Here is a 17,375-nt window from a genome sequence, read left to right on the forward strand (position 1 = left end):
GGAAGTTACTATTGAGCATTCATAGGGTTCAGACTGGACTTATTTTTGACGATAATTTTGAAACACTTGATTCACGTTGGATCATATCCCCTACTGACTCTTATACGTACAGTGATTCTGATAAACAATTAGTACTTAAACACAACTCTACTGATAGAAGTACAAATGCTCTTTTTTCTCTTCCTCAAAATGAAGATGAATTGTTACTACAAGTGCATTCGAACTATACACCAAAATATTTGGGAGATGAAGGTGGTCTCGTTATTTGGAAGAATGCTCTTGAGAAAGTTGAGTTTTTGGAAAGTGAAGATAGCATTCATGAGAATACCTATAATATTTGGAGAACAGTAAAAAAACAAAATCTGTGGACCTTTTTTGCAGAGCGAGGAAATGCGTGGGAGCTATTTGACTCAACAATTTGTATCGATCCAGCTATGGCTGGAGTTGTATTAAAAGGTATACCTAGAGATGGGTATACCCCCCTTATTATAGAAAGGGTCATCTTGTGTAAGGGTACCAATATTAGTGTTGGTAATTTAAATAGCTTTTATAAAGTTGAGTTAATTGATTATGAAAGAAATGTTGTAACTACTCAAATAGTTCCAGATGGATATTCAGGTATAGAGGTTGAATTACCTACCATTCCTTTTAAGGGGAAAATTAGAGTTTACGATAAGAGTGAGACTGGTGAGTATGTTTTAATAGATGAACAAAAAGAATACGCTGAAATGTACGGCGGAGATTTGTTTTTAAGAGGTACAAACTTAAAAGTCAAATGGAAAGGCCAAGAGTTAAGTGAAACAAAAGCTACACATTTAGGTGCGCTGAAAAGTGACATAATTGAACAAAAATTGACTGTCTTAAACGATACTTCGGGAAATGTAGCGGAGAATATTGAAATTCAGATTGCTGTTTATAAAAAAGAGTTTGGCTGGGAATGGTGTGATCTTGCTACAGACAACAACGGTACTCCCAATCAATATGAAGATACAACAATACGTATCGGAACGTTACATGAAGGAGAATCAAAGGATTTTTGGGTGAGAATTGCTAGGGTCGATACAACCGATCCTGAAAAAATAAAACAACAGATGAGACCTTCACACTTCTTCTTGGAAATAAGAAACGAATAAGGGGTGGCTAAATGGGAACAAGAATGAAGCTTCATAGATATAGTCCTATCACAAAAGATTGGGATGAAATATTACACCTTGTTGATCAGGATTTCGTGAAAACATATGGTACATCAAATCCTATTTTACCAGTTGGTCATACTTATGAACCAAATAAAGGGTTATTAAAAGTGTATTATAATGGCCGGCGTTTACTAAGCGGAGTTGATTATATTGAGCTGGATGATTATCACATCCATTTAGGTGTAGGTTCAAAAAATGAAGAGCGTCCTATACAGCTACAAATTGGTGATGAGGTGTACATAGAAGTCTATAAAAACCAATATTGTAGTAGGGGGCAAGCTACTATTAGTGGAACGCAGTTTTATGAATTACAAAAGGAAGTATATGATGCTCGGCAATTCAGAGAGAGTGATAAGCCTCATATTTCATTAGATGCACGTTTAGATGAAATACAACGCCAGTTAGAATTGGTGTACGGTGGAAATTCAAGTGTAGATATAGACTATGAATATAATGAAAGAGGTCAAATTATTCGTGAAATTATCACGGGAGATCATACTATTATTCGAGAGTTTACGTATTATGAGAACGAGGCACCTATGGTCAAGGGTGAATTGAAAACAGAGACTGTATATTATACAGATGGTCTTGGAAGTCTATCTCAACAAGTTACAAGGGAATTTTCATATGATCCTGCAACTAGAAGACTATTAAAGACAACGGTACGAGGGGATAGCTAAGTCTATCCCTTTGTTAATTTCCAATGGAAAGTTCTTATAATGACAGTGCATACCTCGATTTATAAGGAGGATAAATTTATGGATTTTATTGCTTACAATAGAGCACATCTCAATAACAGGCGTATACGGAAGCTTGACGATAAAGTGATGGTATTTGTTGTGCCATCTATTGTACAAGTAGGTATTGTTCGTACAGAATTACGTTTCCCTTATGAGGGAGAGTTAATTGATGCGTATGTAACGTGCGGCACAATGGGAGAATCAAAGACGTGTATCGACATTGAAAGATGCAGTCAAAGTTCATATGATACAACACCTATTTGGCATAGCATTCGTGCTGATGAACTTGTTATTGATGGAAAGAGCAAATCTAATCGTACGTCCTCTACACCATATTCTTTTAAACCGTCACAACTAGCTGTTAATCGTGATGATCACTTTAGAATCAATATCAAAGAGGTAGGTAAGGGCGTAAAGGATATTACTGTAGAGTTGGTAGTTGAATTAGCTCTCGAAGAATAATAAATAATTCATCACAACTTTATAAAGAGATGTAGCGATAATTAAAGTGTAAATAAAAATTAGGAGGTCATTTATATGCCAGCACCACAAGTGAATTGGAGAAAACAAGACAACTCAGGAGCTGTACCGTCTTGGAATATTGGGACCATTGATGCAGGAACACCTTCCTCTGATTTTGGAGTATTAATTTGGAATAACTTTGCGGGAACAACAGATTTATCCACTATGACAAACTGTACTATTACGACAAAAGATAGTGCAGGTGGTAATACGGGTGAGTTAGTAACAAATAAATGGGTCGAGGTGACTGTTGCATCCGCAGGCGAAACGGGTCGTACACCTATTGGAGGTAATTCTACTCATCCAATTCAGGCGGGAGGAAATTCAACGAATACGGATGGTACGTTTTCTCCAAATGCAAATGAAATTTTAGGTGTTAAAAATGATGGTAGTAAAACGAATGCAAAAGGAAACTATGCAGAAGTTATTCTTCGTGCCAATGTTCCAGGTAACGCGACAGCAGGAAACGTAGCATTCTTAACACGTGTTGCATACCAGTACGTATAAAAATTAGTTACTTCAATGCAATGAGGTAGGGGGAAGCAAATTGATTTTACAAAATGATAAATATACACATTCTCCTGTGGCACAGGATTTTATCTGGGTGGCTGAGTATCCTGACGGTACTCATCTCCCAGAATTTGATTTTAATACAAAAGAAGAGAATAGCTTTTATAAGATTGATAGAAATAAGCTTTTCCGATTCGGATTAATTGGTCATGGTAATAAAATTTATTTTGAACGTGATGGTATTTTCAGTATAGCAGGTCATCGCATTCAGTTCTTTTATGAGTTTGATGGAAAAACTATACCTTTAAATGGCGATTTTAAGTATGACATTAACGATATTATCACATTTAAAGATGCAGAAGCATCAGGACTTGTGGCTGGTTTTCAGGGAAATGGAATGCTATCGAACCGCATCACTCATTACAGCTTGGGTTATAAAACGAATATTAATGTAGAGGGTATTAACTTTCATTTTAAACCCATTGTAAAACTTCCACTTAACCAACCTGCCATGATTAATTTACGAATAGTAGCTGATCAGAAATTAGATGGAAAAGTGATTATAGTAAAAAATGGACGAGTAGCTTTTGAAACTAAAGCGCCTCTTGAACCTAATATAGGTGGTGAATTGAATTGGATCATTCAATAAAGTTAACAAGAGAACAACTTCTAAATACCCTTTATGGTACATCTTATAACATGGATGGGAGTGTAGTAAAAGATACTGAAACGATTCGAAACTACACAATAGAAGTTATAGATAAGAAAGTTCACTTAAAAACATTTAATATACCAGTTCAAATCTTAGTAGAAAACGAATGGTGTGATATTGAAAGTGTAGTAAGTGATGAAGATTTAAGTCTAATATATTCAACATTTCAAGAAGTTCATCTGGACAGTGAAATAATTTTAGACACAGATGATCCAACAGGTATTTCTGTACGGAGTCGTGAAAGAGTTCGTGATTTATCTAATTTAATTTCTGAAGCAGGTATAGATTTGCCGAGGGAATTTACTTGGGTAGACGGGGCATCTGAAACAAGTGGTGTTATTATTTTACCTCAAGATGATTACGACAAAGTATTTATTGCTACTGATCCGGATAAAGATGGAAATCCTTCGATTGTCTTTATCGAACCAAAAACAGAAAAAAAACAGGGAAAGCCATATTATGTGAAAGAAAAGGGTAAAACTTACATATACGTTGACCATTTCTCTGGTGGGGGAGGTACGCAGTCTAGTCCTTATTTAGTTGAGGATGAAAAAGATTTGCAGGATGTCCGAAGTAATTTAGGTGCTTACTACACGCAAACGAAGGATATTATTATGACTAGTTATCAAACCGGTTCAGGTTTTACATCAATTGATAATTTTAAAGGTTACTATGATGGTGCTGGTTATGATATTAAAGATTTATATATTAAAAATACTACTTCTAATGTTGGACTATTTGGGACACAATTAAGTGGAACTATTAAACGTGTTCGATTAGTTAACGTAAACATTGTAGCTAACGGTTCTATGGTAGGGGCTTTGGTAGGAAAGTCTGATGGAGATGTTGAAGATTGTGCAGTAATTTCAGGAACAGTTAAAAATGATGGGAGTTCTGCCGGACATACAGGAGGATTAGTTGGATACCAAAACGCAGGGAAAATTTTAAGATGTTATAGTCATGCGGACGTTATGTCTACAGGTAATAACTGTGGTGGTTTTGTAGGAAGTGTTACTGGTGGATCTGTCTCTAAGTGTTTCTCAACAGGTTCTGTTACTGATTTAACTGTTGCTAAAAACGCTTCGAATCATGGAGGGTTTGTGGGTTTTATAGGTTCAGGAAGTGTATCCGATTGCTACTACAACCTTACCAAACAAAGTGGGATAGCTAAAGGTGGGGGAACGGCATTAAATGAATCAGAAATGAAAAAAGCGGCTTCATATTCTTTTGATTATGAGAATTTTTGGCACATTGAAGATTACAAAGTTAATAAGGGATACCCTGAGAACCGTAAGTTTATTAAATATAAAAAAGGAAAAGGAACTCAAACAGATCCTTTCCTTATTTACAATCTCTTTGATTTAGAACAAGTTCGTCACTTTGCGGATAAACATTTTCGTATGGAAAACGATATTATAATGAACTATCCTAAATCAGGAGTTGGTTGGCTTCCTATTGGATCAGGCATGACTAACAATAACGGTGGTTGGTGGGCTAATACATTCGGAGGAACGTTTGATGGGAATAATAAGGCTATAGGTGGCCTTTATATGCGAAGACGTACAGAGGCTTATAGTGGGTTGTTCCGTGTATTATCAACAAATTCAGTTGTTAAAAATCTCACAATAATTGATGTTGACATGGAAGTAGGAAATTATTCAGGTATTGTTGCGGGGTCAATAGCAGGTGAAACAGACGTAGCTAAACTTATTAACGTAAGTGTAAAGATGTTTAACACATTTCAATATAAAGTCTTTGCTAATCATGGAAACATGAACGGGTCTGGAGGAATGGTAGGCATAATGGGTAACGATGCCATTATTGAAAACTGCCTTTTTGATGCACCTATGCAACAACAAAGTGGGTACTTTGGAGGTATTGTTGGCTGTACAAATAAAAGAGCTATTATATCTAATTGTACTGTATCTGGTATTTTTGATCAAGTTAATGGATATATGGGGGGAATTGTTGGTAATATTCCCTATGTGGCTTTTAATGATAGAGGTAATCAAAAGATTAATATACATGATTGCATAGTTCATGCAGACATGAGCAATGCGTCTAACTCTTCTGGTGTTATAGGTGGTCTTCATTGCAGAAAGTTTAACTACTATAATCATGAGACAAGCAGCCATGATGGAGTTTGGGGTGTAATACTTTCTAAAATTGTAATTACAGGCCGTGCTTCAGCATCAACTTTAAATTACTGGACATATGATTATAATCAACGAGGAGAAACTCCAAACCCATCATACTTCATTTCAAGTTGGATAATAGATAATAGCTTTTATAATAGAGATAAAGTTAAAGGGAATGGTTATAATTCGCTTGTTGCAAAATATACACCAGAAATTCGACATCCCTCCACTTACGGTGCCTATGACTTTGTGAATATTTGGGCATTCGATGAAAAAATCGAGATGGAGATCCCGTATTAATAAAACACATCCCACCAAAACTTCCGATTTTAGGTTTTAGAAATGAAATAGGCCTGTACTATACTGATGAAGCAGGTAATATTTTACGATATTTAGAGTATGGAACATTGGTAGCTGGTAGTACCTCTGAGGCTTATCCAGTATGGTTACAGAATAATGCTGATTTCCCTGTTAAGGATATGAAAGTTTGGGTCGATCCACCTACAGTTAAACCAGGAATTACAGTCCAATTAAGTTTATCAAACAATCCTTTTGTACCTGTAGATGCAATACCTTTCTCTGGAACTATACCTATTGGAGATGCTAGACAGTTTTATATTAGGTTCCTATCAGAAGTTACAGTTACAGAGGGTGGTACATTTGATATGAAGGCAAAAGCAAGTCCTGCTTAATGAGCTTTTCATCTCAATACAATGGGATTGGATGTGATTAGAATGGCATATCCGTTAAAGGGACTGACTTTACATTTACACTCTGCGTTAGCTAACCAAGGTTACTCACAGGGTGTAAATACAATCCCTGTTAATTCTTGGTTTGATTTAGCAAGAAAAGGGCATAACGGAAGTTTGATAAGTTTTAACTTCTCGCAAGATAAGACTTGGACAGGTATGAATATACCTACGGATCCTTATTCACTTTACTTTAACGGCCTTAACAATCACGTGGTCATCCCTAATCATTTGGAATTACTGCCAACAGACTCAGGTTTTACTCTTGAAACTTGGATCAAACCAGTTAAGTCAGGTTATATTGCATCTTATGGTGCGGGGAGTGAACGAGGGTTTTCACTTTATTTTGACTTAGATACTCGTGAAATTCGGGTGCAAATAACGACAGAAACAAAGAAAATGTCTTTTGTTTTTGCCGAAGTTAACGTAAAGGCTTGGCAACACGTAACTTTACTGTATGATGGGGAACGCTTATGGGGTATGATCAATGCAGCTCCGCAGGGTTTTAGCTTACCTGTATTTGGGGAATATGTTAATACAACAGCCCCATTAGTATTAGGTAAATCATCAACAGTAAATAATAGTCATTTTGAAGGGAATATAGCAACTTTTAGAATATATCAAAGGGCACTTAGTTGGGATGAGGTAACAAATAGTTACAATGCAGGTTTTCTTATTACCGACAATAAAAGTGAACTATCTTCTAAGGGATTAGTATTATGGCGTGATGAGATAGAAGCTACCTTAAATGTAAGCATAATGTCGCGAGCAATAGCGAAATATGAGACAGCCAAAGTAGATAGTCAAAATTTAAAAGGCTTCATAGATATTATGAAACCTGAAGATATGATAAGTTCTATTATAATTAATCCAAGTATTAGAATAGCCGCTAACTATGAGATTGATAAATTTGGAGAAGAAGATTTAGTTGCTACAATTAGTGTTACACATTTCCAAAAAGATTTAAGATGTATATTAAATATCAATCCTATCAGTTATATGCGTTCTGAATATAATATGGAGGGTTATGGATCTAGCGATTTAAAATCAGAAATTAGAGTATATACACATAATAATCTATTTTCAAATATATCTATTAACCCTTATGCCAAATTAGTAGGTCATTATGAGATTGATAAACAATATATTTCAAGTTTACTTTCTGAAGTAAATGTATTGACGTATTCTGCACATTTAAAATCAAACATTATAGTGAATATGAAAGAAATTCATTTGTCTGCTAAGTATGAAACGGACAAAGCTTCATATTATGATTTTAAAGGTGCCATTTCTGTAACATATTTTAAAGATTTACCTTCCAATATTGGAGTTAATATAAATGTAGATAGATTAGTAAGGGCTACATATTTTACTGAGCCTTCGTATTATAGTGATCTTTATTCCGAGATTTTTGTAATGGGTACGAATAACTTGGAATCAAGTATACAAATTTCTACTAATTCATATCTAAGAGTAACCTATGGAATAGATGGTATTACCATTAGAGATTTCCCTGCAAATCTTACTGTAAGAGCTGTACAGGAACTTCTCTCTACCATTAACGTGACGACCCGTTCATCCATGAGAGCACAGTATGGTATGTCTGGGATTATTATAGATGATTTAGTTTCAAAAATTACTATTACTAGTCTTTCAGAGCTCGATGGTACCTTAACGGTAGCTGTAAAAGGAATAATGTCTGCCAGTTATGAAATTTCTCCAATCTTTATAGCAGATTTACCTATGGATTTAGGGATTAAAGAGTGGAATGAATTATATGGAGACATGTTCATTAATTTGAAAAACAGTATGATGGCTACCTATGAAATAGCGCCTATTTATTTTGAGTGGTTATCATCTGAGTTATCGATTAGAGTAACTGAAAATTTACAATGTAAATTGTTTGTTTCTAAGCCATTCGTATTAAGGGCTAGTTATGGCATGATGGAAAGGCCAAAGTTTAATATGAAACTGTATTCGAATAAGGATGCATTTGTTCGTGAATTTTTCCCGAAATTAAACTATGGTTCAGAAACACAGATGTATATAGGTAGGACTGGATCACCGTTTCCTGAGAAATATCGTTCCCTTGTTGGATTTGATATTTCAACAATACCTACAGTAAATACTGAGATAGGTAAAGCTATTTTACGACTGTATTATGATGGGAGAGGACAAGGTTCTCAGTCTGTCCAGGTCATTGAAAGTAATAGTCAATGGAATGAAACAGGTGTAACATGGGCTAACCAACCTCAAGCTGCAATAGATGGATTTTCTGTAACTAGAGTAATAGGTGGAGCAGCTGGATACGTAGAGTTTGATGTGACGCAGTTAGTTAAGCAGTGGCATATATATGAAAAACCTAACCTTGGTTTCTTAGTGCGGGCAGTAGAAGAGTCCGAAAATTTATCTAGAGGATTTTATACAAAAGAAGCAATCGAGCGAAGACCAGAGTTAGAAGTTACATACTATGACATGCAGATATATTCTGATGATCATGCGTATATTTCAGCAGAAATCAAAATTATTCAGAATAAGGTAAAAGATTTAATTGGTAACATTCTTGTTAGAGATAATAAAGGATTTGGTAATCTATCATCTAGTTTACATGTTCATCAACCTAGGGAGTTAGAATCCCGAATTTGGATTAACCATCCACAAATTATAGGTAGTATTGTATCTAGACAAAAAGATTTTAGTGAAATTCTTGCAAAAATAGCTATTAAAACAATAGGTGCATCTGACCTTGATGGTTATATTCGTGCCAATGAAATAGAAAAACGTTCGAGTATTTATGTTCTTTATAGAAATGATTTGAGCACTAATATTACCGCTCGTGTATGGGGGAACCCTATAGTTAATGGTGGGCAAATAGCCTCTACTATGAGTATTACTGAAAATAATAAAGTCTCTAGTGTTTATGTTCTTTATAGGGATGATCTCATTTCTAATTTTGATATAAGAGTATGGTCTAATGATACTGACTTACAAAATAATCTACTCATGGAATTTGAAATCACACGTAGTTTTGAGTTGCCTGGTAGTTTAGATGTTAAAGAGCGAGTTGAATTAGATAGTACAATTGGAATTAGGGTTGAAGAATGTACGGATCAACATTCTGAACTGTACGTTAAGTATAGAGTAGATTTAGAAGGTTATGGTAACATAGGAAATCCTAATTTAAAAACGTACATTAATGTTTGGGAGAAATCTTTATTAAATGGCCATGTAATTGCAAGACAAAATAATGAGAACAATCTTCCTGCGACTATTCATATTCCGCTAGGTGGGTGGGAGGAAATTCCTTCTTCGATAAATCTACGCATGATGTATGATGTTCCAGGTATTGTAACAGTAAACTCAGGTAATTTACAATCGTTTATTACGATTCCTATTAATGCGCAAAAAAATCTGGTTTCCATGTTAAATGCGCGAGTAAGAAGAAGCTCAGATTTAGACAGTATATTTGAAATAAATTCAGGAAACTTCTATTCAGAACTAACTGTAAGAGCTATAGGTCATATAGATTTTAGAGGTTATGTAAGAGTTAAACAAAATACTGAAGATAGGCTTCCGATTAAGGGGTATGTAAGGCCTTGGGTTAACTTGTTCTCTAGCATTACTGCTAGTAAGCCACGGTATAGAGATTTAGCCTCTTCTATTAGAATAAGACAAACTGGTGCAGTGATACTAGAAAACTCTATTGTAGTAAGGGTATGGGGTGACTCTTGGCTTGATGGCGGACAACTAGATGGAACAATAGCTATTCGAATATGCGATAACCAGAATCAAGAATCAAGTATTAGTATTAGACGAAGTGCTGAAATCGGATTAAATGGATTTATTCAAGCTAAACAAGTTAGTGATTTACCTTCCAAGATTGCCGCAAGACAAATTGCCTTAGCAGATTTAGCTTGTGAAATAGCTTGCTATGATCATTTTAATTTGTTTGGGAACGCTACTGTACGAGTATGGGGTGATTCTCAAACAGATGGTAGTTTACTTAATGGTGAAACTACCGTTAGACAGTCTTCGAATAGTAATCTTGTTGGTTTAGTTGAAGTATTTGAACATTACAGTGTAAATTCCACGGTTGTTATAAGGCAGAGTGATAAGGAAGATTTAAGTAGTAAAATTGCAGTAAGACGATCAGCTGCATATGATAAACTTGGAACAATAGCTGTTAGACAGTCCGATAAAAGTGACTTACAAGCTTACAATTTCTTTGTAAGACAAAGTGATGAATCACAGATATCGGTAACAGCTTTAATTAAGCGCGTTAGCAATTTAGAGAGTAGTATTGAGGTCGTAACAGCATATCCATATGCCTATATAATGTAAAAGAGAAAAGTAGCCTACCATTTCACTGGGTAGGCTATTTTTTATGATTAAATTCTTATAATTTCTATTGAATAAGATAATAAATTTATAAATATATGAATCATATAAATTCTTATGATTTTGTTGTAAGATCCAATTTTCATTGTCTAAAGAACTTTTAATGGTTTAATTAAAGTACCTTTTCTTAACGTATTGTATTGTAGATATTGTTTCTCTAAGAAAGGTGTAACCTTTTTATTTTTGAGTAATGTTAGAGGGAATATATACATTTTCTACTCAAATTCTTTAACAGCGTAAATATATCCAATGTAAAAAGTTAGTTTTATGTATACTGACTTGAAATTGTTTTAACTTGTTTACGTAAGAAGCTAGATAAGACTCAATGATAGAAAGTGATAGCTGCCTAAAGTTATAAGGATAAATGAAATAGGAATACGTTTTATCTCTGACAATATATGGAGATGAAAATTTTGAGTGTATTTCATGTGCAACATCTCTTTACCTTGTAATAATTCACATTAAGTTATGGCTAAGGTGGGAGAATTTCTAAAAGTAGGAGGCTATTATATATGCCTAAACAGAGAAAATACAATCTTGTTGAAATTGGTTTGATCAGTATAGCACTGTGGTGGGCAGTTCTATTGTCATCTCCCATTGCTACATTTAAAAATTCTGTTTACAGTACTATGGAGCAAGTTATGCCGGAACAGTTATGGGGCATGCAATGCTTATTTATATCTTTCTTCTTATTATATGGGGTGGCTACAGATAATAAGATTATTAGAAGTATTGGATTGTTAATTTCTATTGGATTTTGGACATTTGTTTCCGTTTCCTTATGGTTAAGTGATAGTGCTACAACAGGCACAAGTTATTTTGTTTGGGCACTTATGGCTGCAGGTCTCTATCTTAAGCTGATGAAAGTAGGTGACGGTTAATGAAAGATAGTTTAATTTCTGCAATTGCTTCTGTATTAGGCATGTTTATTACAGGAGGTTTTGGTTACTTAACTTCTAAGAATAAACCAACTTTTAACACCAGTATCGATACCAGTACTAACCGTCATTCTTTATCTGATGACGAAAGACAGTTTCGAATTGAACTCAAAGATATGATGTTAACATATCAAAATCAGGTGAAAGAACTAACTCTAGAGGTTGCTAGATTAATAAAAGCGAACCTTCAATTAGAAGTACAAGTAAGACAATTAACGGCTCGTAATGAGAGTCTGGAAACGCAAGTGCATGAATTAACCACTGCGAATAGAGAATTAAAAGAAGAGGTACAAAGGAGACGCAATAGTATTACAGAATAAGGTGACTCATGGGAAATGCATTCAGAATAATTAGTTATTTCAAAGGCAAGGACTACCTCTATCTGTTTTTATATTAAATATATTTATTATTCTAAGTAAATGTTAAACCATAAAATATTCTCCTTATAATAATGCAAATCAAGTGTTGCAATACGAGATTAATGTTCTTCATTTTATTCAGGCATGAGGAGGTCTTGATGCGGGATTTAAGAAAAAATTTGAAATTGAAACGGATTATCTGGATGAAGGATCAACCAAGCGTCCTGGTAATCGCATTTATGTTCAATTTATTGTTGCGCATGATATAGAGCATCCAAACTTAACAGCAAGAGAAAGTGTAGATTATTATCAACGTACACAGAATCAATCAAATACTGCGGTACATTTTCTCGTAGATGATAAACAAATTATTGAGTGTATACCTGCTGTGACACATGAACCAGAATATGCCTTTCATGTAATTTATGATGTTAATACTAGTAATGCATTATATGATACATGTGCTAATAATTCTGCCATCGGAGTGGAATTATGCTACGGTGAGAAAATTGATAAGGTAGATTCGTATAAGCGCTATGTTTGGCTGCATGCTTATATTTGTTATAAGTTTGGACTAAATCCTCGCCGAGATATTATAGGGCATGATGTACTAGATTCTAAGCTGAGAAGTGATCCCACTAAAGGACTAGAATTTGTAGGTAAAAGCTTTAATCAATTCATTATGGATGTAGTAGACGAGTTTGAAAGTTGTACAAAGGAAACCAATATGATAGCTAAACAGGTATCGGTCAAAAATGGAAAGTTATATACAATACGTGCAACTGATACGCTTCAGTCTTTAACCACACAATTTGGTATAAAAGCAGATTGTTTAAAAAAATTAAATCCAGAACTGGACATCCATGCATTGTATGAAGGACAAAGTATTTTAATCGAGCCAGGTTCACCTCAATTAGGCAAGAATTACATCAACTTAGAACTAAAAGAGTATATGAGAATTCCTCCTGTTCGACCATATCCAGGGAAGCCTATAAAACAAGGCGATAAGGGACGGGATATAGAGGCGATTCAAAGAACGTTAAAAGTGAGTGTTGATGGCATATTTGGTAAGGAAACAGAAGAAAAGGTTAAAGAGTATCAGCGTAATTCTAGTTTCTTATCTATTGATGGTGTAGTTGGTATGCAAACTTGGTATGCACTATTTTAAATTGGAGGAATAGAAAATGAATGACCTTTTACAGTCAATGCTAGAGAATGGAGCATTGTTAGTGATTTTAGCAATTCTAACAGAATCTCTTACAGAGATTCTAAAAAACATGATACCTAATAGAACCATTCAAGATCGTTTCACGTATCTGTTATCTATTTTGGTAGGTATTTCTTTAGCATTTGCTTTTAATTTAAACTTCTTTGACTTGAATGGATATGGAAAATATATATCCATGATATCTGCAGGATTATTGGCAAGTAGAGGGGCAAATTATGCGAATGGATTTTTGAAAAAATTTGATATTTTACGTTAAAAAAGGATGGGATTAAAGTATGGGATATATTGTTGATATTTCAAAATGGAATGATAATATTAATTGGGCTGTGGCGGCGAAAAATCTAGATCTTGCTATTTGTCGTGTGCAATATGGTTCATTGAAACGTGATAAATTGTATAATCAGCATGTGCAAAAATTAGAAGCATATGGGATCCCGCATGCAGCATATGCTTACGGGTGTTATGTGAGTGTTAATGATGCAATTGTGGAAGCGAAAGATTTTATGGCACGAGTTAGTCCAAATGCTAGATTCTTAGTGTTAGATGTAGAAGATGATACACTCGCAAGTTGTGGACCAAGTAAATTAGCTGCAGCATCTCAAGCATTTATTGATACATGTAAAGCGGCAGGGTGGAAGGTTGGTTTATATGTAAGCCACCATATGTATGAAAAATATGGGTTAAGTAATGTAAAAGCTGATTTTTTATGGGTTCCACGCTACGGCAATAAGCCGAAATATAGTTGTGATTTATGGCAATATGCAGACAATACAACAGGTGGGTATGTGTCTGGAATTGGGAATTGTGATGTTAACCGTTTGAATGGTGACAAATCTCTTAAATGGTTCTTGGGAGAAGAGGAAAACAAAACGTTTTATCGTATCCACCTTGGTGACTTTAATACGTCTGAGTGGAAGGATTCCACAATGAATAGAGTAAAAGAAATTCTACCTGGTTATGGTTTGTGGGAGGAGAATTTAGGAAATGATAATTATCGAATTATCGTAGGAGATTTTAATACTAAATCATGGGTTGATGAAACATTTAATAAATTAAAATTAGCTCTTCCTAACTATGGTATGTGGATTCAAGAAATTTAATAAATAAGCAGATTCTTTATTTTAAAGAATCTGCTTATTTTTATATATAACTAAAATGATTTTTAAAGAGTGTTGTGGTTTGAATTTTCTGTTATTTTCTGTTATATACTTTCTTAATTAAGTTTTATTGCGAGCAATTATTGCATTCAGATAGGTTTTGATCTAAGCGACTTATAGCTTGTTGACGAATATAATATAAAACCCGAGAGCTATACTTGCTTATAGTGTAACCACATACATCTAATAAATCTTTGAGTTGTTCTATATTCATTATGCAGTTTAATTCGATCACTTCTTCTGCAATTAGTCCAATTTCACTTTCATATTTGGACAATCGTTTTGACTCAAAGTTGTTATCTAATTTATTCTTTATACGGTTTAAAGCACGATTAACTGTCATTGGATAGACATTTAATTTTTTTGCTATCTGTGAGTTATTGTTACCATCCATAATAAGATTGATCACTTGAGTTTCAAATTCGGATAAATCGGAGTTTTTAAGTAGATTTTCTACATAGATTTTATCCATTACTTTACTTTCATAACCTATTGAGTAATCCTCGGGTTCAAAGCTTTCAAGTGAATTTAAAGAAGTTAATTCTGAAGCGAATCGAAGAACATTTTCAATGCGCTCTACAGTAACATCAAGTAATTTTGCTAATTCTTCAGTTTTTGGGAAATAACCTAGTTCATTTTCAACTTTCTCCATTTGTTTGAGTAGATCTACTGCACTTCGACTTAAGCGTACTAGTCTAGAATCATTATAGAGCAATTGGTTAATTTCCCATATAATTGGCCGATAAATATAAGTTGTAAACTTAATTCCTTTATTAAAATCAAAATCTCTAATAGCTGTAATAACAGCTATATAAGCGTGTTGAAGTAACTCCTCTTCATCCACGTTGAATTTATTTTTTAGGGATTCAATGCTTCCTTTGTAGTGAGCAATGATTGAGAAGAGAAATTCTTTGTTTTCATATAAAAGTTCAGAGAGTAAATCAGGATCCTCTTGGCAAGCTTTCAATAACACATTGTTATGCAAGTCAGGTAAATTATCTTCTCTAAGGTCAATATATCTTTGGGAAGGCACTTTAATTCACCCCAACTCTATTAACAAAGAAAAGACTGTTGGTTAATTTTAAGAAATAAGGTTGATGTAATGAATCAAAGTATGGGTCCCGATTTAAAGTGTTCAAATTGAAACATGATGTCTGTAGTAACTTGTTTTTTGTCATTTTTAAATCCTCCTATTTGTTGAATCTGCATACTAACTGTCGTTATGAGAAGTTAATAGGTTGCGATGGAAAAAGTAGAATGATCTAAAGGGGGAAGAAAATATAGATTTATCGAGTGAACAGATGGAGGCTACTTGTAAGTATGGAATTAGAGGTTAGAAAAAACTATTTTTATATTAGATTTTTAAAATCTAACAACTATTATTAGGGATATTTCGATAGCTACTATGAAAAAGGAGGAGTAATGATTCTGTTTTATTCAAACTAAATTTCAGTTAAACAAAACTAAAAGCAAAGAAAACTTTTTAAAGAGTAATAAAGCTGTTAAAAGTTGGATTTTCTTAGGAGGTGAAGAAAGTGGCATTGACTCCGCATGGTTATAGAATATACGGTGATAAAAAATTGGAGGATGTTATTTCTATTTTAGATGAAAACTTAGAAATTAAGATTGATGGAATAGTATACAATGTCATATTAAAGACAGGGGAATATAAAACTTATCATGAGCAGTTCGAAAGTGAAATTCCTGAAATGATTACAACTATCTTTCGAGATAATAACATTCCTGTGTTTTGTAAATTAGGTGGGGTATATGATTTTTCTAACAATCGTACTGTATTAGTGTTTGAGCACATGGATACAAAGAAACATCATGATATTAATTTAATTGGCGGCTCAGCATACAATTTATTAATTGGAAAAGTATTAAATACGGAACCATTTGCAGATGGTACTTATTATAAATTTATGGAGATTTATAGCAATATTTTAGTGGTGTACCCTGATATGTCACAAATAATGTCTACAATGTTAACAAGACAGTATGCGAGTTATACTCTTAGTGGAACTGCTATTATTAGAATGAGTATGTTTGAAGAAATAAAAAGTTCTATTTATGTAGCAAGTGCATCGCGATTAGAGGGAAGTATTTCAATTCGCAAATCAAGTAACTCTCATATTAAAGGAACTATATCAATACCTATAGATGCTTCTCATGATATTGGCTCGTTCTTAATTATTAGGAAATAAGTTCGCAACATTCTAGTTAAGTAAAACGACTATAAATATATAACTGTAAGGATAAATTCCATATCAAACTAATTAACCTATTGAAGCTTTAGAGTAAGATCAGGTGTAGATGAAAGATTATAATCTAGGGGGAATTTAAATATGAAAATAAATAAATTTAACGTTTCTGCAGTCTTTTATTTTAAAAGTGGAAATTCAAAGAAAGTTGATTGGTTGGAGGATAAATTAGTAAAAAAGTTAAAGAGTGAGACACAAGAATTAACTGAAGGTCTTAGCTTAGAGGAAGCAGATGTTTTTTTTCAAAGTAAGTTTAAGGAATGGCAAGAAAATGGTACTACTATAATTCGTAAAAATGCTAAAGGTGAAAATTCTATCATATCCTTTGCAGAAGTTGAATATATGACCATGTTAGTTAGCTTAGCTAAAGATATCTCTCTAGATACAACTGAGTTGAAAGAAGATGTTTCTAAAGCAACAAGAAGTATTCAAGAACATCCTGCATTTAAAAAATAATAATGAAC

At 33.9% G+C, this 17,375-nt stretch carries 16 protein-coding genes; 15 read left to right on the top strand and 1 reads right to left on the bottom strand.

Features of this window, described 5'->3' with window-relative positions; genetic code table 11:
- Window positions 1-11 precede the first annotated feature (11 nt).
- The 13 genes from MR169_RS11035 to MR169_RS11095 all read left to right on the top strand — a co-directional run bounded on the left by MR169_RS11035 (window position 12) and on the right by MR169_RS11095 (window position 14,590).
- Complete coding sequence (locus MR169_RS11035) at window positions 12-1,133, top strand: hypothetical protein (RefSeq protein ID WP_242319384.1); 1,122 nt, start codon at window positions 12-14, stop codon at window positions 1,131-1,133.
- An 11-nt stretch (window positions 1,134-1,144) separates the two neighbouring features.
- A complete protein-coding gene (locus MR169_RS11040) occupies window positions 1,145-1,876 on the top strand; it encodes a hypothetical protein (protein WP_242319385.1) in 732 nt (243 codons plus the stop codon).
- A gap of 78 nt (window positions 1,877-1,954) precedes the next feature.
- Window positions 1,955-2,398, top strand: coding sequence for a hypothetical protein (locus MR169_RS11045; protein WP_242319386.1), 444 nt, complete (start codon window positions 1,955-1,957; stop codon window positions 2,396-2,398).
- Window positions 2,399-2,473: 75 nt separating this feature from the next.
- Window positions 2,474-2,965 carry a hypothetical protein gene (locus tag MR169_RS11050; protein WP_006916877.1) on the top strand — a complete coding sequence of 164 codons (492 nt, stop codon included), beginning with the start codon at window positions 2,474-2,476 and terminating at the stop codon, window positions 2,963-2,965.
- A 40-nt stretch (window positions 2,966-3,005) separates the two neighbouring features.
- Window positions 3,006-3,617 (top strand): hypothetical protein, encoded by a 612-nt coding sequence (locus tag MR169_RS11055; RefSeq protein ID WP_000602964.1) that lies wholly within the window; start codon window positions 3,006-3,008, stop codon window positions 3,615-3,617.
- On the top strand, window positions 3,602-6,118 hold the full coding sequence (locus MR169_RS11060) for a halomucin (RefSeq protein WP_242319387.1): 2,517 nt from the start codon (window positions 3,602-3,604) through the stop codon (window positions 6,116-6,118). Before MR169_RS11055 ends, MR169_RS11060 begins: the two co-directional genes overlap by 16 nt.
- 107 nt (window positions 6,119-6,225) lie before the next feature.
- Window positions 6,226-6,510: a hypothetical protein gene (locus tag MR169_RS11065; protein ID WP_242319388.1), complete on the top strand. Its 285-nt coding sequence runs from the start codon at window positions 6,226-6,228 to the stop codon at window positions 6,508-6,510.
- Between the two features lie 42 nt (window positions 6,511-6,552).
- Entirely contained in the window at window positions 6,553-10,908 is a 4,356-nt protein-coding gene (locus tag MR169_RS11070; protein WP_242319389.1) for a DNRLRE domain-containing protein, read from the top strand.
- Window positions 10,909-11,477: 569 nt separating this feature from the next.
- Window positions 11,478-11,846, top strand: a complete 369-nt coding sequence (locus MR169_RS11075; RefSeq protein WP_242319390.1) for a hypothetical protein — start codon at window positions 11,478-11,480, stop codon at window positions 11,844-11,846.
- Complete coding sequence (locus MR169_RS11080; protein ID WP_242319391.1) at window positions 11,846-12,223, top strand: hypothetical protein; 378 nt, start codon at window positions 11,846-11,848, stop codon at window positions 12,221-12,223. The genes MR169_RS11075 and MR169_RS11080 overlap by 1 nt, the downstream gene beginning before the upstream one ends.
- 289 nt (window positions 12,224-12,512) lie before the next feature.
- Window positions 12,513-13,430, top strand: a complete 918-nt coding sequence (locus MR169_RS11085; protein WP_347408021.1) for an N-acetylmuramoyl-L-alanine amidase — start codon at window positions 12,513-12,515, stop codon at window positions 13,428-13,430.
- A 16-nt stretch (window positions 13,431-13,446) separates the two neighbouring features.
- Complete coding sequence (locus MR169_RS11090) at window positions 13,447-13,746, top strand: hypothetical protein (protein ID WP_000998965.1); 300 nt, start codon at window positions 13,447-13,449, stop codon at window positions 13,744-13,746.
- A 19-nt stretch (window positions 13,747-13,765) separates the two neighbouring features.
- Window positions 13,766-14,590, top strand: coding sequence for a GH25 family lysozyme (locus MR169_RS11095; RefSeq protein WP_053514173.1), 825 nt, complete (start codon window positions 13,766-13,768; stop codon window positions 14,588-14,590).
- 124 nt (window positions 14,591-14,714) lie between these two features.
- Here MR169_RS11095 and MR169_RS11100 read toward each other — a convergent pair whose 3' ends face one another.
- Entirely contained in the window at window positions 14,715-15,680 is a 966-nt protein-coding gene (locus MR169_RS11100) for a sigma-70 family RNA polymerase sigma factor (protein ID WP_242319392.1), read from the bottom strand.
- A 502-nt stretch (window positions 15,681-16,182) separates the two neighbouring features.
- Between MR169_RS11100 and MR169_RS11105 the strand changes: the two genes are divergently transcribed.
- Together MR169_RS11105 and MR169_RS11110 are read left to right on the top strand one after the other, a co-directional pair.
- Entirely contained in the window at window positions 16,183-16,854 is a 672-nt protein-coding gene (locus MR169_RS11105; protein ID WP_242319393.1) for a hypothetical protein, read from the top strand.
- 141 nt (window positions 16,855-16,995) lie between these two features.
- Window positions 16,996-17,367 (top strand): hypothetical protein, encoded by a 372-nt coding sequence (locus tag MR169_RS11110; protein WP_046392591.1) that lies wholly within the window; start codon window positions 16,996-16,998, stop codon window positions 17,365-17,367.
- Window positions 17,368-17,375: the final 8 nt, after the last annotated feature.

The organism is Bacillus cereus group sp. BfR-BA-01349 (assembly GCF_022663795.1).
Classification (GTDB): domain Bacteria; phylum Bacillota; class Bacilli; order Bacillales; family Bacillaceae_G; genus Bacillus_A; species Bacillus_A cereus.